The 21,491-nt window shown below is 42.0% G+C and carries 17 protein-coding genes and 1 pseudogene; 13 read left to right on the top strand and 5 right to left on the bottom strand.

Annotated features, from left to right (window positions below):
* Positions 1 to 14 precede the first annotated feature (14 nt).
* On the bottom strand, positions 15 to 1,229 hold the full coding sequence (gene gltS / locus GKR74_RS01845) for a sodium/glutamate symporter (protein ID WP_036948572.1): 1,215 nt from the start codon (positions 1,227 to 1,229) through the stop codon (positions 15 to 17).
* Between the two features lie 235 nt (positions 1,230 to 1,464).
* Between gltS and GKR74_RS01840 the strand changes: the two genes are divergently transcribed.
* Together GKR74_RS01840 and GKR74_RS01835 are read left to right on the top strand one after the other, a co-directional pair.
* Positions 1,465 to 2,853, top strand: a complete 1,389-nt coding sequence (locus GKR74_RS01840; RefSeq protein ID WP_154602283.1) for a uracil-xanthine permease family protein — start codon at positions 1,465 to 1,467, stop codon at positions 2,851 to 2,853.
* A gap of 125 nt (positions 2,854 to 2,978) precedes the next feature.
* Positions 2,979 to 4,763 carry an AsmA family protein gene (locus GKR74_RS01835; protein ID WP_154602282.1) on the top strand — a complete coding sequence of 595 codons (1,785 nt, stop codon included), beginning with the start codon at positions 2,979 to 2,981 and terminating at the stop codon, positions 4,761 to 4,763.
* Positions 4,764 to 4,859: 96 nt separating this feature from the next.
* Here the strand turns inward: GKR74_RS01835 and fabY are convergent, their stop codons facing one another.
* The 4 genes from fabY to typA all read right to left on the bottom strand — a co-directional run bounded on the left by fabY (position 4,860) and on the right by typA (position 8,991).
* On the bottom strand, positions 4,860 to 5,783 hold the full coding sequence (gene fabY, locus GKR74_RS01830) for a fatty acid biosynthesis protein FabY (protein ID WP_154602281.1): 924 nt from the start codon (positions 5,781 to 5,783) through the stop codon (positions 4,860 to 4,862).
* 26 nt (positions 5,784 to 5,809) lie between these two features.
* A complete protein-coding gene (dtd, locus tag GKR74_RS01825) occupies positions 5,810 to 6,247 on the bottom strand; it encodes a D-aminoacyl-tRNA deacylase (protein WP_154602280.1) in 438 nt (145 codons plus the stop codon).
* A 55-nt stretch (positions 6,248 to 6,302) separates the two neighbouring features.
* Entirely contained in the window at positions 6,303 to 6,917 is a 615-nt protein-coding gene (gene yihX / locus GKR74_RS01820; RefSeq protein ID WP_036948558.1) for a glucose-1-phosphatase, read from the bottom strand.
* A gap of 250 nt (positions 6,918 to 7,167) precedes the next feature.
* A complete protein-coding gene (gene typA, locus GKR74_RS01815) occupies positions 7,168 to 8,991 on the bottom strand; it encodes a ribosome-dependent GTPase TypA (RefSeq protein ID WP_154602279.1) in 1,824 nt (607 codons plus the stop codon).
* A 425-nt stretch (positions 8,992 to 9,416) separates the two neighbouring features.
* Here typA and GKR74_RS17940 point away from each other — a divergent pair, with 425 nt between their 5' ends.
* From GKR74_RS17940 to GKR74_RS01760, 11 genes and pseudogenes are all read left to right on the top strand, one after another.
* A complete protein-coding gene (locus GKR74_RS17940; RefSeq protein WP_230089112.1) occupies positions 9,417 to 10,136 on the top strand; it encodes a PadR family transcriptional regulator in 720 nt (239 codons plus the stop codon).
* 347 nt (positions 10,137 to 10,483) lie between these two features.
* Positions 10,484 to 11,893: a glutamate--ammonia ligase gene (gene glnA / locus GKR74_RS01805; protein WP_108478721.1), complete on the top strand. Its 1,410-nt coding sequence runs from the start codon at positions 10,484 to 10,486 to the stop codon at positions 11,891 to 11,893.
* Between the two features lie 164 nt (positions 11,894 to 12,057).
* The gene (gene glnL, locus GKR74_RS01800; protein WP_154602278.1) at positions 12,058 to 13,107 is read left to right on the top strand and encodes a nitrogen regulation protein NR(II); all 1,050 of its coding nucleotides are present in this window, start codon (positions 12,058 to 12,060) and stop codon (positions 13,105 to 13,107) included.
* A 9-nt stretch (positions 13,108 to 13,116) separates the two neighbouring features.
* Positions 13,117 to 14,583, top strand: coding sequence for a nitrogen regulation protein NR(I) (gene glnG / locus GKR74_RS01795; protein ID WP_154602277.1), 1,467 nt, complete (start codon positions 13,117 to 13,119; stop codon positions 14,581 to 14,583).
* Positions 14,584 to 14,762: 179 nt separating this feature from the next.
* Complete coding sequence (locus GKR74_RS01790; protein ID WP_154602276.1) at positions 14,763 to 15,026, top strand: helix-turn-helix domain-containing protein; 264 nt, start codon at positions 14,763 to 14,765, stop codon at positions 15,024 to 15,026.
* Positions 15,027 to 15,495: 469 nt separating this feature from the next.
* Positions 15,496 to 16,026 carry a fimbrial protein gene (locus tag GKR74_RS01785; protein WP_154602275.1) on the top strand — a complete coding sequence of 177 codons (531 nt, stop codon included), beginning with the start codon at positions 15,496 to 15,498 and terminating at the stop codon, positions 16,024 to 16,026.
* A 57-nt stretch (positions 16,027 to 16,083) separates the two neighbouring features.
* A complete protein-coding gene (locus tag GKR74_RS01780; protein WP_195848747.1) occupies positions 16,084 to 16,752 on the top strand; it encodes a fimbrial biogenesis chaperone in 669 nt (222 codons plus the stop codon).
* Positions 16,753 to 16,778: 26 nt separating this feature from the next.
* Entirely contained in the window at positions 16,779 to 19,292 is a 2,514-nt protein-coding gene (locus GKR74_RS01775; RefSeq protein WP_154602273.1) for a fimbria/pilus outer membrane usher protein, read from the top strand.
* A gap of 14 nt (positions 19,293 to 19,306) precedes the next feature.
* Positions 19,307 to 20,290: a fimbrial protein gene (locus tag GKR74_RS01770; RefSeq protein WP_154602272.1), complete on the top strand. Its 984-nt coding sequence runs from the start codon at positions 19,307 to 19,309 to the stop codon at positions 20,288 to 20,290.
* 8 nt (positions 20,291 to 20,298) lie between these two features.
* Positions 20,299 to 20,814, top strand: a complete 516-nt coding sequence (locus tag GKR74_RS01765) for a fimbrial protein (RefSeq protein WP_154602271.1) — start codon at positions 20,299 to 20,301, stop codon at positions 20,812 to 20,814.
* Between the two features lie 11 nt (positions 20,815 to 20,825).
* Positions 20,826 to 21,320 (top strand): annotated as a pseudogene (locus GKR74_RS01760) (fimbrial protein); the annotation flags it as partial.
* Positions 21,321 to 21,491: the final 171 nt, after the last annotated feature.

Here is a 21,491-nt window from a genome sequence, read left to right as displayed (position 1 = left end):
ATACTTGTTTTGCACTAGCCACCAATCGTTGGGAAAACCGGCAACCATAAGTAGAACTTAATCACTAACGCATTCACAATATCGATAAAGAATGCCCCTACCATTGGCACGACTAAGAATGCGAGGTGGGATGGACCAAATTTATCAGTTACCGCTTGCATGTTAGCGATAGCGGTTGGTGTTGCCCCTAAACCGAAACCACAGTGACCCGCCGCTAAAATGGCAGCATCATAGTTTTTGCCCATCACACGGAAGGTAACAAAAATCGCATACCCCGCCATAACGCAAGCTTGAACACCGAGAATCACTAACATTGGGATTGCCAAAGACGCCAATTCCCACAGTTTTAAGCTCATTAATGCCATGGCTAAGAATAAGGATAGGCTGACGTTACCCATGACAGAAACCGCGCGGTCGAATACTCGGTAAAAACCAAGTAAAGATAGGCTGTTACTTAAGATAACACCGACGAACAATACGCAAACAAACTTAGGCAGTGCAAATGCGGTGCCTGATAGTAGCCCAGCAATCCAGCTTCCTGCTAGCAAACAGATAGCAATCAACGCAATAGTTTCAATCAACACCATCGAGTTGATCATGCGATTGGATTGTGGCTTCTCAAATGCGGTCGGAACATCTTTGTCCTCATCCGCGGTACCAGGTGTTGGAATATTGCGAATTAAGAAACGTGCAACAGGGCCACCAATCAGTCCCCCAAGTACTAAACCAAAGGTTGCACAAGCCATTGCAACTTCAGTTGCACTCTTGAAGCCATAGTCTTCAGTAAAGATTTTACCCCAAGCGGCACCTGTACCATGTCCACCAGATAAAGTGATTGAACCGGCCAATAGCCCCATCAGAGGGTCTAAACCTAATAATTTCGCAAGTGCGATACCGACTGTATTTTGAACCAGCAATAAACCGACAACGACAAAAATGAAGATTAACAATGCTTTACCGCCAGCTTTTAAGCTCGCTAAGTTAGCATTCAAACCAATGGTCGCAAAGAATGCGAGCATCATCGGTTCTTGCAGTGATAAGTCGAAGGAGAGGCTCCAATCAAATACTTGCTTAACCACTAACAGGGTAAAAGCAACTAATAATCCCCCCGCAACGGGTTCGGGGATAGTGTATTTTTCAAGAAATGAAACTGACTTTACCAGTTTACGTCCGAGTAATAGCACGAGCGTGGCTGCCACCAGAGTGCCGTAGACATCGAGATGATACATTTACGTACCTCGTCTGTTGTTAATATTATTTAAAACTAATTAGACGTTATTTTTTTCCTTAAAACGCCAAAAGCAGGTGCAGGGATTAGAAAAAAAAATCGCGATAAATACAAGTTAAAACATATAAAAATGTGACACTCATAATTTTAATTGATACTTTCTTTTATTTTGCGCAAACGATTGCTTTTTGTATAATTCTCTTTAAAATGCGCTTTTTGCTAGTGGAACAGGAATAATGAACGCAACGGCATCTGAAGAACAAAATGTTGAAAAAACAGTACAAAATCAAAGCGAACTGATATATCGCCTTGAAGATAGACCGCCTTTACCTCAGGCGTTGTTTGCTGCTGGACAGCATCTATTGGCAATGTTTGTCGCGGTTATTACACCCGCAATGCTTATTTGCCAAGCACTTGGGCTACCGGCTCACGATACCCAGCGCATTATCAGCATGTCATTGTTTGCTTCGGGAATTGCTTCCCTGATCCAGATCCGTGCATGGGGGCCTGTTGGTTCCGGATTACTTTCCATTCAAGGCACCAGTTTCAACTTTGTTGCACCGCTGATTATGGGGGGTGTTGCACTTAAACAAGGTGGAGCCGATATTCCATCCATGATGGCGGCGCTATTCGGCACATTAATGGTCGCTGCGCTAACCGAAGTTATCCTGTCTCGCTTCTTACATTTAGCTCGTCGAGTTATCACGCCGCTGGTTTCTGGTGTAGTGGTCATGATCATTGGTTTATCACTGATTCAAGTCGGTTTAACTTCAATCGGTGGGGGTTACAGTGCGCTTGCCGATAACACATTTGGTTCCCCTGATAACCTCATTCTTGCCGGCATTGTGTTAGCCGTCATTATCCTGTTAACGCGCCAGAAAAATCCGTATTTGCGCGTCGCATCATTAGTGATTGCAATGGCGGTAGGCTACCTTGCTGCTTGGTGGATGAATATGCTGCCAACTGCGCAAGTTGGTGATGTCAATCAATCTCTGATTACAGTTCCTGAACCTTTTTATTATGGCCTCTCTTTTGACTGGAATTTACTCATTCCATTGATCCTGATTTTTATGGTGACCTCGTTAGAGACCATTGGTGATATCACCGCAACGTCGGATGTCTCAGAGCAACCAGTGCGCGGCCCTCTGTATATGAAACGTATTAAAGGTGGTGTATTAGCAAATGGGCTAAATTCCATGGTATCAGCCGTGTTTAATACTTTCCCTAACTCCTGTTTTGGTCAGAACAATGGCGTCATTCAATTAACAGGTGTAGCTAGCCGCTATGTGGGTTACTTAGTGGCGTTGATGTTAGTGCTACTGGGTCTGTTCCCTGCGGTGGCGGGCTTTGTGCAACAAATTCCTGAACCCGTACTAGGTGGTGCAACCATTGTGATGTTCGGAACGATTGCCGCATCAGGCGTGCGTATCGTTTCTCGTGAACCACTTAACCGCCGTGCCATTATGATCATTGCATTGTCTCTAGCAGTAGGAATGGGAGTTTCTCAACAACCACTGATCCTGCAATTTGCTCCTGACTGGCTGAAAACCCTGTTTTCATCCGGTATTGCCGCCGGTGGTTTAACGGCGATTGTGCTGAACTTGATTTTCCCTCACGAAAAATAATTCCCTACACCGCCGCAAGAGTTGAACACGCCGGCGGTTCTTCTGTATGCTATCCTTGAGTTGCCGATATATTAAACATATCGGCAATTTCTATTTTTATCTGATTGATAAGGGAGCAGACAAACATGAAAAGGTTACTGAGTTTTTTCGGCTATATTTTTCTGCTTCTTTTGATTATCTTTCTTGCCAGTTATATTGCCTTGCAAACCCGATGGGGCGCTGGTTACGCCAGCCAACTTCTGAGTAAATTTACGCCTTACGATATTAACGTCGGCATTATGGGACATCAGTTCTCAGAGCCGGGTAAATTTATTTTCCAAGACATTAAGATTGAATCAAGCAACAAGCAGCTAGAATTAGACGCTCCGCAAATTGTGGTGGATATCAATTGGCGACATATTTTCAGTGGTGAAGCCATTCAACGCTTAACCATCACCCAAGGCAACTTATCTGCGAACTTTACCGATGCTACAGCGCTACTACCGCTTTCAGCAAAAGTCCTGCAATTTGAAAATAGCCAGATTCAATTAACTCAAGGCAAAAACACTGTTCAAGTCGCAGGGTTTACAGGGGGTATAACCCCATGGAAACCGACAACTGAAGATCCATTTGGTTACGGTGATTTTCGCTTTACCACCAGCCAGTTAACCTTGAATTCCCTCCCTTTTAGAAATGTTGCGATCACGGGAAAATTACAAGAAAAAGTGACGGACTTTAGCCAAATCAGCGGCTACCTGAATAATGGTGCGATCACGGGTAAAGGAAAGTGGTTTGCTGACGGCTCTATCACCATTGATAACCTATCGATGAATAAAGTGGGCTGGCAGAATGACTTAACCTTTGATGGGCTGTTTGATGCGATAAATAGTGACCGAACTTTGCAAATCAACCAATTACAGCTGACCAATGTAGATATTCAAGGACGTGATTGGGCGTTGTCAGGTCTGAGTAGCGAAGTCGATCAAATTGCCTTGGTGAGAGGGAGTTGGAGCAGCCCGAAAAGCCATATTAATTTCAATGTCGATCAATTGGTTATCCAAGACCAACAAATTGATACGCTCATCGGTGAGCTGAACATTGATGGTGATAACCTCAATATTGATAAGCTCTCCGGCTACTACAATAAAGGGATTTTTAACCTGAGTGCGATTTGGCAACGTAATGATAAATCACTGACTATCACTGAAGGGACGCTCGCTGGGGTTCTGTATACCTTGCCTGATAATTGGCTGTCGTTCTTTGCTCAACCCGCACCTGCGTGGTTATCCATATTTGCCATTGATAATTTCACCGTCACGCAATCTTTGCTGATGAATATTCAACCTGAGTTTCCCTTCGAATTTACCGCGTTAAGCGGCAACATTCACTATGTTGACCTCATCAAGCAAAAACAATGGGGAATTTGGAAGGGACAAGCTACCTTCAATGCTGATGCAGGTACAATCAATCAAGTGATGATCCGCCGTCCTCTTTTAGAAATAGCAGGAAATAATGGGCGTACCGCAGCCAGCCTCAGCGGCAGCGTTGACCGTGGTATCGCAAAAATCGGTTTACTGGCACAGCAAGAGCCAAATAAAGTACCTTTTGAATTACGCGCATCAGGCACCAACATTGATTTAGGTAATTTAAACCAGTGGGGCTGGTCAGGCTTTTCACCGCAGATGTGGGGGGATTTTGAGGCGTCATTACAAGGGAATTTACTGGCATCGCCTCCGGCATCTAGCCTTAATGGAAAATTAACCGCTAAGCCACTTCAAGGAAGCGATCAACTGCGTACTGTAGTTGATGGTCATGTGGCGCCTGGCATTGCTACCGTAGAGCCACCCCAAGCCGAGCCAGAATCACAAACTGTACCAGCAGAAAATACCTACCCTGTTGATAGGCATGTTCCTGATATGGTTACTCAATAAAGCAGTGAATCAATAAGCAATAAAAAGCAGGCTCATCCCTTCGGATTGCCTGCTTTTTCAGTGAATAACCTAAAAACAGTCAGTCACCTAAAGACATTATTCGCTTTTCACTTTCTTCGTTTCTGGCAGCACCATATATACACCGCTAAATACCGCTCCTACTTGGTTTTCTGCATTACTCACATGCACTTCCAATTTTACCCGCGCTTTACTTCCTCGGGCGAGACGGTCTAAATCCCCACTAAGATGTGAGAGATCGGCCACTGCGGTTGGACGTCCACTAACGGGTTTTGCATAGCGAATATTGGCATCTACCAGAACAATTTCTCCGCCTAATTGATGCTCTTGCAGCAGCAACCAAATCATTCCCCAGCCAGTTAAGGTGGCGAGGGAAAACTGGCTTCCAGCGAAAATCGTATTATGAGGATTTTGATTCCCTGCTTCTGGCATCGTCGTGACAAAGCGCTTTCCAGTGTACTGTTCGATACGTACACCCATCTTTTCGCTCAATGGAATATGCTTGTGCCAAGCTTGCTGAAGCTCACCGCACCAATCAGGGCGATGAAGAATTTGGTCAAGGGTTTCAATCGGTTTGATCATCAAATAGTGCCGAACAGGGGTTTTCAGCTCCCCAGTGACTTCACCACGACGTTCAAAGCCCATTTTGGCAAAGAAAGGTACTGCCTCTTCCCGCACACTGGAAACGATGCGTTTAACGCCTTCACGCCTTGCAATGGTTTCAAGCGCCATAATAATCAGTTTGCCTAAGCCCTTGCCTTGCATAACAGGGTTAACGGCGAGAAAGCGAATAGCGCCTTCGTTATCGGCATTAATATATAGGCGCCCAATGGCCAAAATACGATTTTTTTCATCAACCACCATTTGGTGGTGAGCAGTTAAATCATAACCGTCTTTTTCAGAGCCAAGGGGTTGTTTGAACGGTTCTCGCAGCATTGACCAGCGAAATTGGTAGTATGCGGCGAATTCAAGTTCATCTTTTGGTGTCCGTAGATGGTACATCTCTCCCCCCTCCTTTAAACGATTTTCTACACTTGCAGCCAAAAAGTGACGGGTCCATCATTGGTCAGGCTAACTTGCATGTCTGCCGCAAATTCACCCGTTTCTGTCACAATGCCTTGTGCACGGCTTTGCTCAACAAAATATTGATACAGCTGATCCGCTTTCGTCGGTTCCGCGCCACCGGAGAAACTTGGGCGCATCCCTTTCTTGGTATCTGCGGCTAACGTAAACTGCGAAACCACTAATAAGCTTCCGCCAGCTTGTTGTACGTTAAGGTTCATTTTGCCTTGTTCGTCGCTAAAAATACGATAGCCAAGGACTTTCTCACAAAGGCGTTTTGCTTTCTGCTCATCATCGTCTTTTTCAACACCGAGCAGAACTAAAAGGCCAGGGCCAATTTGCCCTACTGTTTTTTCATCAACAACCACACTCGCGTGAGTGACTCTTTGGATTAATGCAATCATGGGTACTCGATAAAAAAAGGAGTAACGTCGCCGTTACTCCTTATTAAGAACTGGATTATTCGACTTCGGCACTAAAGTCGTAAGTGCGAAAATATTCAGGAACGGTGTCTTTATTCAAGACATGAACACCTTTGATACCAAGTGCTTCAGCTGCTTTTACGTTTTCTTCTACATCATCAAAGAACACCGCATCAGCTGCTTCAAATTCTTCAGATTCCAGAACATATTTGAAAATTTCTGGATCTGGCTTACGCATTCCTAAATCTTGGGATAGATACAGGAAGTCAGAGGACGCTGCAATTTCAGGGTAGTGTTCTGGCCAATAATCAAGATGCAGGCGGTTAGTGTTAGATAACACGACAACGCGATGACCTTGCTCACGCAGACGTTCCATAATATCAATGACTTCTGGTCTTAGTGAGATGAAAATTGAGTGCCAGCCTTCCGCAAAATCTTCAAAGCTTAGGGTAATACCCAATTCTTCACAAAGCAGTTCAGCAAATTCGATATCTGAAATTTTGCCACACTCGTGGAGTTGGAAGATATTGCCAAAAGTGAATCGTTTTTTGATTTCTGAACTTGGGGTACCACTCAGTTCAGACCACTTATCAAACACACGATTGAAGTCGATATCAATAATCACATTACCCATATCGAAGATATACAGCATAAATTGTCCTCTTAGTTATTCATTAAATTTACTTTAATCATTATTGAGGCAACTGAACAGCCCTAATTGAGGATTATTAAGGTTATTTTTTCAATTTATCGATTAAGCAAATTGGCTAGAGGAACTGTGTTTGTGTCTGGATAAACAAATTTTATCTGCTGATATAACTAAATTTGTCTATCGCTCGATTTTTGTGCATAAAAAAAGGTGCCATATTTGGCACCTTCTATTTTAATTCAAAGACTAACGATTAATCTTCTTTAGAACGGCCAGCACGACGGCGATCGTTCTCTGTCAAGTGACGCTTACGCAGACGAATTGACAGCGGAGTTACTTCAACTAATTCATCATCATCGATAAACTCAAGAGCTTGCTCCAGAGTCATTTTGATAGGTGGTGACAGAGTTGTCGCTTCATCAGTACCTGACGCACGCATGTTAGTCAGTTTTTTACCGGTTAAGCAGTTAACAGTCAGGTCGTTAGAACGTGAGTGAATACCGATGATTTGGCCTTCATACACTTCAGCACCGTGACCTAAGAATAACTTACCGCGATCTTGCAGGCTGTACAGTGCGTATGCAACTGCTTTACCTTGACCGTTAGAGATCAGAACACCGTTTTGACGGCCGCCGATTTCGCCTGGGCGAACATCGTCGTAATGGCTGAATGTAGAGTACAGTAAGCCAGTACCTGAAGTCATAGTCATGAACTCAGTACGGAAGCCAATCAGACCACGGCTAGGAATGATGTAGTCTAAACGTACACGACCTTTACCGTCTGGCATCATGTCACGCAGGTCACCTTTACGCTCACCTAACGCTTTCATCACGTCGCCTTGGTTTTGTTCTTCAACATCCAAAGTCACTTGTTCAAATGGCTCTTGTTTACGGCCATCGATTTCACGAACGATAACTTTTGGACGAGAAACAGCTAATTCGAAACCTTCACGACGCATGTTTTCGATCAGAACAGATAAGTGCAGCTCACCACGACCAGAAACGCGGAATGCATCTGGATCTTGAGTTTCTTCAACACGCAGTGCAACGTTGTGAACCAGTTCTTTATTCAGACGGTCAAGGATTTGACGTGAAGTAACGAACTTACCTTCTTTACCACAGAATGGCGAGGTGTTAACACAGTAGAACATGCTAACTGTAGGCTCATCAACCGCCAGCGCAGGCAGTGCTTCAACGTTACCCACTTGGCAAATAGTGTCAGAAATGTTCAGTTCACCTAAACCAGTCAGTGCAACAATGTCGCCCGCTTCAGCTTGTTGTGAATCAATACGCTCTAAACCTAAGTGAGTCAGAACTTTACCGATTTTACCGTTGCGAGTTTTACCTTCGCTATCGATAACAGTCACTTGTTGGTTAGGTTTAACAGTACCACGCTTGATGCGGCCGATACCGATAACACCTAAGTAGCTGTTGTAATCTAACTGAGAAACTTGCATCTGGAATGGACCTTCCAGATCAACTTTTGGTGGCTCAACGTGTTCCACGATAGCTTCGTACAGTGGAGTCATGTCTTCAGCCATATCAGTATGGTCAAGACCCGCGATACCGTTTAATGCAGATGCATAAACGATAGGGAAATCTAATTGCTCATCCGTAGCACCTAAGTTCACGAATAAGTCGAATACTTGGTCAACAACCCAATCAGGACGTGCGCCTGGGCGGTCAACTTTGTTGATAACAACAATTGGACGTAAACCGTGGTCGAACGCTTTTTGCGTTACGAAGCGTGTTTGTGGCATTGGGCCGTCCATCGCATCAACAACCAGCAGAACGCAGTCAACCATGGACATAACACGTTCAACTTCACCACCAAAGTCGGCGTGACCTGGGGTGTCTACGATATTGATGTGATAACCATTCCATTGGATAGCGGTGTTTTTAGCAAGGATTGTAATACCACGCTCTTTCTCCAAGTCATTGGAGTCCATAACACGCTCATCAACAGTTTCACGTTCACCGAAAGTGCCGGACTGTTGCAGTAATTTACCAACCAGTGTTGTCTTGCCATGGTCAACGTGAGCGATGATGGCGATGTTTCTTAAGTTTTGAATTGACAAGGATTTTTACCGTTTAATTGACAGGAAAGGAATATGCTTTATGAGTTGTTGTAATGCCCAAAGCATACTTTCTACGTTAATTTGCTGTTATTTTACACGTTTTTCCACACAAGTGGAATAAATGTGAAAGCCATCACTATTAAAAAAGTTTTTAGCTAAAAAACATTCAGTTGCGTCGTCGTGCAAAGATGCTCAAAAAAATAGCAATTATCAGCACTAGGAAATCACAAAGTGGCAGGATAATACGCTAAAAAGGAAATATTAGCAGCCGAAAAAAAGAATAAAAAATAAACTTTCTTCGTCTATCACTCATTTCAATGCATTTTTCATTATTTAGATATATCTAATTTGACAGTTTAGATATATCGGAATAAAGTGAACCTATAACGCAATTTAGATATATCGAAATAATAACAGAGGTTCCTATGAGAATACATCAATGCCGTCATGTTTATGCCTCACATCATGACGAACATCAACGAGGACACGGTGGCTGCTGCCATAATGGCGAGCACCAAGAACATCGCCATGGTCATGACCACGGGGAATGTTGTCACGGCGAGGGTCGTCATGGACACGGCGAAGGCCGTCAGGGTCGTGGACACGGTGAAGGTTGCCACGGCGAAGGCCGTCGTGGGCGCGGCAAAGGCTTACGTCGCCTATTTGACCATGGAGATCTGCACATTATGGTGCTCTCTTTAGTGGCAAGAAAACCAAGCTATGGCTATGAAATCATCAAAGACATCCAAGAAGCATCTAATGGCTTATATGTACCAAGCCCAGGGGTCATCTACCCAACCTTAACGCTATTAGAAGAACAAGGCTTTTTGGAATCGAACATTGTCGAGCGTAACCGCAAAAGTTTCTCTATTACTCCAGAAGGGGCTGAACACCTCGAGCAGAATAAAGAAACTGAAGCCGTTATCAGCCGTAAATTAGCGAAAGCCCGTGAGCTACAGCAAGGCAGCAACTTATCGGAAGATATCGAGATGGCAGTGAGCCGTTTTAAAGCCTTGCTCCGCCATAAAATGGTGCTCAAGCAATTAAATGAAGAACAAACTCATCAAATTGCGGCGATCATCAATGATGCCGTCAAACAGATTGAAGAGGTGAATGCGTTATTAACTGACAGTAATGACGAATAAACCTTTTTATATCTCTAAAAATACTCACGGTGTGGTGCCAATCAATAGCACTACGCCGTTTTTGTTTCCGCCCTCCATTTGCCGCACCATATTGGTGCAATAAATCTTTTCCTTGCACCAATACAGCGCAGTGATAGACTGTTTTTTAGCCTAATCATTGCCATCTTCTTGTCATCATCCCCATTTACGATGATTTTAAAAGTTGGCACGCTTTTCGCTTATATAACCCTAGAGAGCTTGCAATAAGATTAATGAAATAATCATTAATCTTGCGAAGCCAGATAAACCAACTCATGCACACCTTAATTGCTGCGTAAGTTGATTAGACCCGACCAGGAGAGCCGAGAATGTCCGCTAAACATGTTTTATCGTTAATCGAAGAGCACAATGTAAGATTTATTGATCTGCGTTTTACTGATACTAAAGGTAAAGAGCAACACATCACTATCCCTGCTCATCAAGTTGACGAAGACTTCTTTGAAGAAGGTCAAATGTTTGATGGCTCATCCATCGGTGGCTGGAAAGGCATCAACGAGTCTGACATGGTATTGATGCCAGATGCATCTACCGCAATGTTAGACCCATTCTACGCCGATAATACCTTAATCATTCGTTGCGACATTTTAGAACCGGGCACTATGCAAGGTTACGATCGCGACCCTCGCTCTATCTCTAAACGCGCTGAAGATTTCCTGCGCTCTAGCGGCATTGCGGATATGGTGTTATTTGGGCCTGAACCAGAATTTTTCGTGTTCGATGACATCCGCTTCGGTAACAGCATGCACAGCAGCTACTATCACATCGATGATATCGAAGCCGCATGGAACACTGGCACTAAATACGAAGGCGGAAACAAAGGTCACCGTCCAGCTGTGAAAGGCGGTTACTTCCCAGTACCACCAGTAGACTCATCACAAGATTTACGTTCAGCTATGTGTACCACAATGGAAGAGATGGGCTTAGTGGTTGAAGCTCACCACCATGAAGTAGCAACTGCAGGCCAAAACGAAATCGCAACTCGCTTTAACACCATGACCAAAAAAGCGGATGAGACTCAAATTTACAAATACGTTGTCCATAACGTTGCACACGCATACGGCAAGACCGCAACCTTTATGCCAAAACCATTAGTTGGTGATAACGGTTCCGGTATGCACTGCCACATGTCTTTATCTAAAGGTGGCGTGAACCTGTTTGCAGGCGACAAATACGGCGGGTTATCTGAGATGGCGCTGTACTATATCGGCGGTATCATCAAACACGCTCGCGCACTGAACGCATTCACTAACCCAACGACTAACTCCTACAAGCGTTTAGTCCCAGGTTTTGAAGCACCAGTCATGCTGGCTTACTCTGCACGTAACCGCTCTGCCTCTATCCGTATCCCAGTGGTTGCAAGCACAAAAGCACGTCGTATCGAAGTTCGTTTCCCAGACCCAGCAGCTAACCCATACTTAGCGTTTGCTGCTCAGTTAATGGCGGGTCTTGATGGCATCATCAACAAGATCCACCCGGGCGATGCGATGGACAAAAACCTGTATGACTTACCGCCAGAAGAAGCCAAAGAGATCCCAACAGTTGCGGGTTCTTTAGAAGAAGCACTGGCTGAACTGGATAAAAACCGTGAGTTCTTAACTCGTGGTGGTGTATTTACTGACGATGCTATCGACGCTTACATCGAATTACTACGTGCTGATATCCAACGCGTTCGTATGGCACCACACCCACTCGAATTTGAAATGTACTACAGTGCGTAACACGCCGTTCCACTGATAGTCTTTGTTGCCGTGAAGCACTTGCCCCATCTTTGGATGGGGCCTTTTCTCTGCACCGAGTGATAAACAGCAAATATTGGCTTCGACGTATCGGTTAATCAGTAAATAACGTATAATGCACCAAAATAGTGCAGGAGCAATATTACATGAAAGCCGAGCATTTACCTGTCCCCGAACATCTCCTCGATTCCTTAATTAACAGCGTATTAGTGCTGGATTACGATTTAATCATCCATTATGCCAACCATGCCGCCTTACAAATTTTGGCACAAAGTCCCCGTAAGCTTTACGGCACTCCGCTCCCTTTGCTATTCAACTATTGTTCATTAAATGATGAGCAAATGCTCAACAGCCTCAAAACAGGCCATAGTTTTACCGAAAATGAAGTCACGCTAGTCCTCAATAACCATTCCCACATGATGTCTTTGAGCGCCCAGCCCCTATCCGACCAATTTATTCTTGTCGAACTGTCCCAATTAGATAGCCAGCGACGCCTTAGCCAAGAGTTAGCGCAAAATGCCCAGCAGCTTGCTGCCCGTGAATTGATCCGTGGACTTGCTCATGAAATCAAAAACCCATTAGGGGGATTACGTGGCGCGGCGCAATTATTGTCTAAGGCGCTGCCCGACCCGCAGCTAAACGAATATACCCAAGTGATTATTGAGCAAGCCGACCGCCTACGCGCCTTGGTTGATAGGCTACTAGGTCCTCAATATCCGGGACCAAAAACCGAGCAAAGTATCCATCATAGTGTGGAAAATGTGATGCGCTTAGTCGGGTTAGAAAAACCGGACAATGTCACGCTGGTTCGCGATTACGATCCAAGCCTCCCCGACCTTGAATATTATCCAGATCAAGTGGAGCAAGTGCTGCTCAACATCACGCGTAATGCCTTGCAAGCTCTTGGCGATACGGGTGGCACCATCACTTTACGTACTCGCACTGCATTCCAAGTGATGCTGCAAGGGGAGCGCTATAGGCTGGCTGCACGGATTGATATTGAAGATAACGGCCCCGGTATTCCACTTGCTATCCAAGATACGCTATTTTACCCGATGGTTAGTGGTCGCCCTGATGGCACCGGCTTAGGCTTATCTATTGCACGCAGCTTAGTGGATCAACATGCGGGGAAAATTGAGTTTACCAGTTGGCCGGGTCACACCGCGTTTTCTATTTATCTACCCATCAAAAAATAGGAGATAGCCATGCAGAAGGGAAAAATCTGGGTTGTTGATGACGACAGTTCAATCCGCTGGGTACTGGAGCGCGCGCTCAACAGTGCCGAACTTAATTGCACCTGTTTTGACAGCGCCGATGCAGTGCTTGCCGCCCTCGACAATGACCGCCCTGACGTATTACTCTCTGATATTCGCATGCCGGGCATGGACGGACTTGCTTTACTCTCCCAGCTAAAACAGTCCCACCCATTACTGCCGATTATTATCATGACCGCGCATTCCGATTTAGATGCCGCCGTTAACGCTTATCAATCTGGCGCTTTTGACTATCTTCCTAAACCCTTTGATATTGATGAAACCGTCGCCTTAGTGGAACGCGCACTAAACCACAGCCGTGAACAAAACTATATCCGTGAACAAAACAATGCTGCTAGCGATAAACCGCAAGCCGCGGTGATTTCGTCAACGATGATCGGCGAAGCCCCTGCCATGCAGGAGGTGTATCGGATCATTGGGCGTCTTTCCCGCTCCTCGATTAGTGTGCTTATCAATGGGGAATCAGGTACAGGTAAAGAGCTAGTTGCCCACGCTTTGCATCAACACAGCCCGCGAGCCAGAGAACCTTTTATCGCCTTAAATATGGCGGCTATTCCAAAAGATTTAATTGAATCCGAGCTATTTGGTCATGAAAAAGGAGCTTTCACAGGCGCATCCCAAGTTCGCCAAGGACGTTTTGAACAAGCCAATCGAGGTTCACTATTCCTCGATGAAATCGGCGATATGCCGCTGGATGTGCAAACGCGCTTATTGCGAGTACTGGCTGAAGGGCAATTTTACCGAATTGGTGGCTATACCCCTGTTAAGGTCGATGTGCGGATTATCGCCGCAACGCACCAAAATTTAGAAAAGCGTGTGGAAGAAGGGTTATTCCGCGAAGACTTATTCCATCGACTGAATGTTATCCGCGTGCAACTTCCGCCATTACGTGAGCGCGTTGAAGATATTCCTCGCCTCGCCCATTACTTTTTGCAAAATACTGCCAAGGAGTTAGGGGTAGAAAGCAAAGTTCTGCATCCTGACAGCATTAAAATTCTTCAACGTTATTCTTGGTCGGGGAATGTGCGCCAATTGGAGAACGTCTGCCGCTGGTTAACCGTGATGGCAGCTAGCCAAGAGGTGCTTCCGCAAGATTTACCGAGCGATCTGTTTGCTAAGCAAGAATCCAACAAGTCAGCGAAAGATCCCGCGTTATCCTCTATCTCCCCTCAAGATCCTAACCTTACTTGGTTTGATCTATTAGAAAAATGGACTGAGTCCGCCTTAAGCGAAGGCAAGCAAGACTTATTTAATGATGCCATGCCATTACTTGAAAAAACCATGCTCAATTGCGCGCTTAAACATACTCACGGGCATAAACAAGAGGCAGCTCGTTTATTAGGCTGGGGGCGAAATACCCTAACGCGAAAATTAAAAGAGCTGGGTATCGAAGATTAATTTCTAGAAAGCTTACCATCTAGCAGCTATGATTTAATTAAGTTAACACGCGAAAAAACGTGTTAACTTTTCATTGGTTAATATTGATTATCAATAAAATATCATCAAAAATCCGCACTAATTGAATATCGATGCTCGATAACCATCATCTGTCAATATACTGTCATTGAGGATTTCCTATGAGCGAAAATCATACAATATCCGAAATTATTGGACATAAAATAAAACTGATTCGCGAACATCATCATTTATCATTAAAAGAATTAGCTGATGAAATTGGTGTTTGCGAACTTCAACAATTGAAATATGAAAAAGGAAAAGATCGAATTCCCGTCGATAAACTAAAACAATACGCCGATTATTTTGAGATTAGTTTATTAAGTTTTTTTATCTTTAGTGAAGCGGAGAAAAAATTTATTTTGCATTACCTTAATAAAAAATAGTCGCTACAAGATGTACGCAAATAGACTAATCTTATTTCATGATTGAAATAGGATGATTTAGCCTCATAAAAAATAAATCAATGTATAAATACGAACATTATTTTACGTCAAAACCTGCCATCAATATTTTACATTTACGATAAAATTTCACCACTCCAACCCATAACGCGTGTTTTTGTACAATCTCACACTCTAAAATAAATCCTGACATTTAATCTTTATTTTCAATTCAAATTAAAATAAAAATTATTAATATTTTGATTTCTCAATCAAAGCAGAATGAAAATCCAACCTCTATAGTGAATTTAAATAAAAAATAAATAATAAGAATTGAAAATTAAATTTAAAACCTAAAAATAGACAAACTTGTTTAAAATTAAAATAAAATACAAAATACCCGCCAATTGGGTAACTCATTAACTTAATGATTCCTCAATTTCTCAAATAAAATATCTCTTGGAGAAAATGAATGAAAAAGAATCTACTTGCATCACTAATTGCTGCATCTTCTATTTTTGCTGTAAATAGTGCATTAGCAGAAGATGGAACGATTGATTTCACAGGTGAGATCACTGACCAAGCTTGCGAATTAGCAGCTGGCTCTGACGCTCTAAAAGTTAATTTAGGCAAAGTGTCTAAAAAAGCATTACCAAGTGCAGGAAGCACTGCAGCTGCTACAAAGTTTACTATTAAACTAATTAACTGCCCAACAACAGTAACATCGGCATCCGTAAAATTTGATGCAACCTCTTACCCTGGTGATGATAGCGTTATTGAATTGAAAGATGCAGGACAATCTGGGGTTGCAACTGGTGTAGGCATCCAAATCACTGATGATGTCAATACTGTTGTTCCTTTATTCACTGCATCTAAAGCTTACCCATTAAAAGATGGCGTTGAAAATAACTTAGATTTTAAAGCGCGCTATATAGCTCAAACTGACAACGTTGGTGTGGGTTTAGCAAACGGTAATGCAACATTTACAATTAATTATAACTAATTAGTGATTAAGGTTTAAATGGAATTAAGCCTTAATATTCTATTCAATGGTGGTAATATGAAATTTATTGTTTATTCCCTTATCTCTTTACTTACAATTATTAACTCCGCTTATGCGGGTGTTATTATTGGAGGAACTCGCGTCATTTACCCTGAAGGAAGTAAAGATGTGAGTATCTCAGTTGAAAACCCTGATAAAATTCCTTATTTAATACAATCTTGGATCGATGGTATTGATGAAAAAAAACAATCTGATTTCACTATCACACCACCATTATTTAGATTAAATCCAGAGAAAACTAATGCACTGCGAATTTTTTTAACTGAAAATAAACTTCCTCAAGATAGAGAATCTTTATTTTGGCTAAATGTAAAGACAATTCCAGCAACTGAACGTACAGAAAACTCATTACAAATTGCATTTAAAACTCAGATGAAATTAATTTATCGCCCTTCAATTTTTAAAAATATTAACTTTGAGGAAGAGCAAAAAAAATTAACTTGGTCTAAGTCGGGGAAAATACTGTCTGTTAATAATCCGACTCCCTATTATATGAATTTTCAAAGCATTAATTTTAATGGAAAAAAAGTTAATGATGTTTCCTATGCTGCTCCGCTCACAACCACAACATTTGCAATTGATGATATGGCAACAAGTGGTACTGTGAAATGGGAAGTGATTAATGATTATGGCTCTGCCGAAAAACCATCAGAAATAAAAATATAGAAAATATAATCACTAGGTCATAAATAATGAAGATAAATAAGATATGCTTTGGCCTATTTTTATATTTAGGCTATACGTTTTCACTGTATGCGGAAGATAATATCGATAATAACGTGTATTTCGACCCTGATTTTTTAGAGCTACCTAATAAAGATGCTGTTGATTTAAAGCAATTCGAGAATAACGAACAATTAGCGGGAAGTTATTACGTTGATATCTATGTTAACACTAACTTTATTGGTGCTAAAAAACTCAGCTTTGATAAGAACAGTGATAGCAAATTAATACCCTGTTTATCTCTAGCTGATTTAATAGATTTCGGCGTAAAAACAGCTGAATACCCTGAACTACAAAGTGCAGGCACTGGCTGTGTGAATTTAGCCGCGATACCGGATGCCAAAAGTGATTTTGAATTTGACTCACAACGGCTGTATTTGAGCATCCCGCAAATCGCTTTAGATAAAAACCCTCGTGGCTATGTCAACTTAGAAAATATTGATAATGGGATTAATGCGTTAATTTTAAATTACAGTTATAGCGGCACCAAAAATTATGATCGCAAAAAAGGTGGCTCCGATACCACTTCAAACTATGTGAATTTAAGACCCGGCTTAAATATCGGAGCTTGGCGCCTGCGCAACTATACCACTTGGTCAAGTAATGATGGCCAACCCAATAAATGGGATACGGTATACACCTACGCTTCTCGCGGCATTAATAGCATTAAAAGCCAGCTGACACTTGGGGACAGTGTATCACCATCGATGGTTTTCGACAGTGTACCATTTCGTGGTGCGCAGTTAGCCACGGATGATGATATGTACCCTGAAAGTCTACGCGGCTATGCGCCAGTGGTTCGAGGCATTGCCCGCAGTAACGCCCAAATTACGATCCGCCAGAATGGCTATACCATTTACCAGACCGAAGTGGCTGCTGGCCCTTTTGAAATCAGTGACCTGTACCCTACTGGTGGCAGTGGCGATCTTCACGTTACGATCAAAGAATCGAATGGTAGCGAACAATATCAAATTGTGCCATTTGCTTCCCTGCCCGTGCTGCAACGCGAGGGTTATCTTTCTTACAGTGTGACGGGTGGGCAATATCGCTCTTATGATAGCCACGTCGATAAAACTCACTTTGGCCAATTCACATTAATCTATGGACTTCCCTATGGGATCACCGCTTATGGGGGAAGCCAGATCAGTGAAAAATATCAGTCATATTCTCTAGGTGCAGGGCAAAACCTTGGGCAATTTGGCGCGCTATCCGTTGACATTACCCATGCAAGCTCCACGTTTGTCGATGATTCCAAGGAACAAGGGCAATCTTATCGATTCCGATATAACAAAAACTTGAATGATATCGGAACCAATATTGCACTTGCTGGCTATCGTTATTCCACCAAGGGCTTTTATAGTTTGTCGGAAGTTTTTGATACCTTCCGAGATACTCACTATACCCCAGAAATTGAACGACGCCGTAATCGCGGAGAAATTACACTCAGCCAAAACTTAGGGGAAAATAATGGTTCAATATCGATAGGATATGTGAATGAAGACTATTGGAATAGTGATAAAAAAACCCAATCCGCAACGCTAGGATACAGCAATAGTTGGAGAAGTATTAGTTATGGAATTAATTACACTTATAACCGTGATACCAACACATATGCTTATGATGGTAATAGCCAAGGTCAAAGTAAAAATGACCACCAGTTGGCATTAAACGTCAGTATTCCAATTAACGTTTTTGATAGCACCATTTACTATAACCTCAATACCAATAGCAGCAATAGCGGCCCAAATTCTGGAAATATGGGGCTATCTGCGAGCCAATTGGATAATCGCCTTAACTGGAGTATTCAACAAGGCTATACCACCCAAGGACAGGGTTCATCTGGGAATATGAACGCTTCCTACAAAGGTCAATACGGTGAAGTCTCTGGGGGAAGTAGCTACAGCAAAGATAATTACAACCTTTACTATGGCGCGAATGGTAGTCTTGTCGCCCATTCAGGGGGAATTGTACTGGGGCAACAGTTGGGGGAAACCGCTGCCATAGTGAATATTCCAGAAGCGGGAGATGTACCGATTCTTAACCAAGCGGGGGTTTTGACCAACAATCAAGGTTATGCCTTAGTACCTTATGTCACGGCATATCGTAAAAATGTGATTGATATTGATACTTCGGCACTCCCCGATAATACCGAAATGGAGTTAACCAGCCAAACGGTCGCACCAAGCCGCGGTGCTCTCGTTAAGGCCAGCTTTGCCGCCAATGTGGGTTATCGCGCCATGATGAAACTGAAATTTGCCGATGGAAAATTCGTGCCATTTGGTGCTCAAGCCATCTTTAAAGATAACAATCAATTAAATGGCATGGTTGGTAATGACGGTGAAATTTATTTATCTGGTTTAGCTGAAAGTGGCAGTTTTATTATCCAATATAACGATAAGCAGCAATGCCAGGTTAATTATAACTTGGCTGGTGTGTCGAATTATTTGGGATTATATAAAACAGCTGTAATTTGCCATAAATAATAAGGTACTAAAAAATGAAGAAATCCATTTTTAATTTCATTTTTATCATAAAATTTTCATTGTTGTATTCGGCATATGCTAATGCAATCTGTACTCATTATGAATATTACTCGGGCAGTACAACATTAGCATTACCTGAGAGAACATATGTATTGCAATACGATGATTCTTCAACAAGAATATTAGATACGCTCTCAATACTTAGTGTACCAAACGGCAAAAAAGCAGGAATTATTGGTAACGACTGTTTATCTCAATATTCAACAGAGTATCTTGGTTACTGGTCATCTAGACCTGTTACTAACAATATTATTACGACTAATATTCCCGGTATTTCCATGAGAATATCGCATATTAATATTCATGGGACTCTCATTAGTATGGTTCCATCAAAAAATAATTTACAGCGTTGGGCTGACACTATAACAGGATCTAACTGGAAAGTGGAAATTATAAAAAGTGCGGAAGTTCACCAGGCAGGCTCGCTAAACAGTGGACCGTTGGTTCAATACATTCAAAGAAGCACAACGCCTCCTCTTTCATCATTACTATCAACTGTGAATATAAAAGAAAATAGTATAAAAATAAAAATCATCAATTGCTCAATAAAACAATCTTCATATGATATCAATATGGGAGATTGGTATGATAGACAATTTAATAATATTGGTGACTCAAGTAGTCAAGTTGACATCCCTATAAAACTAAGTTGTATGCAAGGAAGTAATATTAAAGCAACGGTTTCTTCTAGTAATATCGTTGATACTGCAACTGGAAAAATAGGATTAGTTGGTGATAACAAAGCAACAGGTATTGCAATTCAATTACTGGACAGAAACAGCCAGCCTATATCATTGAATATACAAAAAACACTACAAGATAATGCTTCTGAAGGTGATTATATTTTTGGCTGGAAGGCTCGCTACATTAAAACGGATACTAATATTACACCAGGGACAGCGAATGCGACAGCAACTGTTAATGTTCGTTATGAATAGAGGTATTTATGAAAAAAATAACACGATCAATTCTAATTCCAATAACTTTAATTACTCCTTCTTATTTTTATGCTGATGACAATATTACACTAAATTTTCACGGTAATATTAAAGCTGCAACTTGCAATATTTCTGGAGGAAGCAATATTGATATTGATTTAAAAAAAATGCCTGTGGATTTTTTTAATCAGCCACAGAGCGGATCTGATTGGAAAGCGTTTAATATTAATATGAATAACTGCTCCTCCTATGTGAATCAGATTGTCCTTACATTTAATGGAACTGCAGATACCAATAATATTGATAGTCTATATAAAAATATGGGTACAGCCCAAAATATTGCAGTGCAGCTTGAAAGTGGTGATGGTGCGATACCATTAGGAAATCAAAAAGTCTTACGGGTACCATTGGCTGGACAAAACAGTCTCATCATTCCTTTAAGAACCCGCGCATATAGTGCAATCGGTAATGCCAGCGCAGGTACCGTGTCTGCCAATATTACGGCCACCATTACGTATTTATAAGGATGAGAATAATGAAAAAAATTGCGCTCTCATTATTGACTTTCGTTTTCCCTCTCACTGTATTGGCACAGGTCGCCAATATTAATATTCATGGTTATGTTACTGCATTGCCATGTGAATTAGAAAAAGCCAACTATGTCATTGACCTAAAAAAAGTGAATGTCTGGAATATTCGAGACACTCAAACATCTCCTTGGGTGGATTTTACAATTAAATTAAAAAATTGCCCCGTAGATACCAAAGAAGTAACTATGGTAGTCAACGGTACGCCTGATGCAATAAATACTAATTACTTTATTAATAGTGGTACAGCAAAAAATGTCGCATTAAATTTAGCTTATAGTGCGAATAAAAATACAGTTAAGAATGGAGAGCAAATTATTACACCTGTTAATATACAGACACGCACTACTGAAATACCACTATCCGCTAGAATGGCAGGATATGGCTCAGGAATGACTTCAGGCTCCTTTAAAAGCCATATTGATTTTACATTGACTTACCATTGATGCAGTCATTACAAGGTACTTTCAGTTAAATTATCTAATTTAGATGACACATATTCTTACACCTAAAAATCTCATGTTAATTGAAATTTTCATAGTAAACCTCAATATGAAATAGATAACTTTGATTGATATGATTTAAATCAAAATAATAAAGTTGATGCCTGATAG

Origin of the sequence: Providencia sp. wls1914 (assembly GCF_009706645.1) — a bacterium.
In the GTDB taxonomy this organism is placed as follows: Bacteria; Pseudomonadota; Gammaproteobacteria; order Enterobacterales; family Enterobacteriaceae; genus Providencia; species Providencia zhijiangensis.
This window is presented reverse-complemented; position numbering and strand designations above follow the sequence as displayed.

What these genes read in the sequence shown, in the direction of transcription:
- GKR74_RS01790 (WP_154602276.1), top strand. Translation starts at nt 14,763, where the DNA reads ATGAGCGAAAATCATACAATATCCGAAATTATTGGACATAAAATAAAA.
- glnA (WP_108478721.1), top strand. Translation starts at nt 10,484, where the DNA reads ATGTCCGCTAAACATGTTTTATCGTTAATCGAAGAGCACAATGTAAGA.
- GKR74_RS01780 (WP_195848747.1), top strand. Translation starts at nt 16,084, where the DNA reads ATGAAATTTATTGTTTATTCCCTTATCTCTTTACTTACAATTATTAAC.
- GKR74_RS17940 (WP_230089112.1), top strand. Translation starts at nt 9,417, where the DNA reads ATGAGAATACATCAATGCCGTCATGTTTATGCCTCACATCATGACGAA.
- dtd (WP_154602280.1), bottom strand. Translation starts at nt 6,247, where the DNA reads ATGATTGCATTAATCCAAAGAGTCACTCACGCGAGTGTGGTTGTTGAT.
- gltS (WP_036948572.1), bottom strand. Translation starts at nt 1,229, where the DNA reads ATGTATCATCTCGATGTCTACGGCACTCTGGTGGCAGCCACGCTCGTG.
- GKR74_RS01775 (WP_154602273.1), top strand. Translation starts at nt 16,779, where the DNA reads ATGAAGATAAATAAGATATGCTTTGGCCTATTTTTATATTTAGGCTAT.
- glnL (WP_154602278.1), top strand. Translation starts at nt 12,058, where the DNA reads ATGAAAGCCGAGCATTTACCTGTCCCCGAACATCTCCTCGATTCCTTA.
- GKR74_RS01770 (WP_154602272.1), top strand. Translation starts at nt 19,307, where the DNA reads ATGAAGAAATCCATTTTTAATTTCATTTTTATCATAAAATTTTCATTG.
- GKR74_RS01835 (WP_154602282.1), top strand. Translation starts at nt 2,979, where the DNA reads ATGAAAAGGTTACTGAGTTTTTTCGGCTATATTTTTCTGCTTCTTTTG.
- GKR74_RS01785 (WP_154602275.1), top strand. Translation starts at nt 15,496, where the DNA reads ATGAAAAAGAATCTACTTGCATCACTAATTGCTGCATCTTCTATTTTT.
- GKR74_RS01765 (WP_154602271.1), top strand. Translation starts at nt 20,299, where the DNA reads ATGAAAAAAATAACACGATCAATTCTAATTCCAATAACTTTAATTACT.
- glnG (WP_154602277.1), top strand. Translation starts at nt 13,117, where the DNA reads ATGCAGAAGGGAAAAATCTGGGTTGTTGATGACGACAGTTCAATCCGC.
- fabY (WP_154602281.1), bottom strand. Translation starts at nt 5,783, where the DNA reads ATGTACCATCTACGGACACCAAAAGATGAACTTGAATTCGCCGCATAC.
- yihX (WP_036948558.1), bottom strand. Translation starts at nt 6,917, where the DNA reads ATGCTGTATATCTTCGATATGGGTAATGTGATTATTGATATCGACTTC.
- GKR74_RS01840 (WP_154602283.1), top strand. Translation starts at nt 1,465, where the DNA reads ATGAACGCAACGGCATCTGAAGAACAAAATGTTGAAAAAACAGTACAA.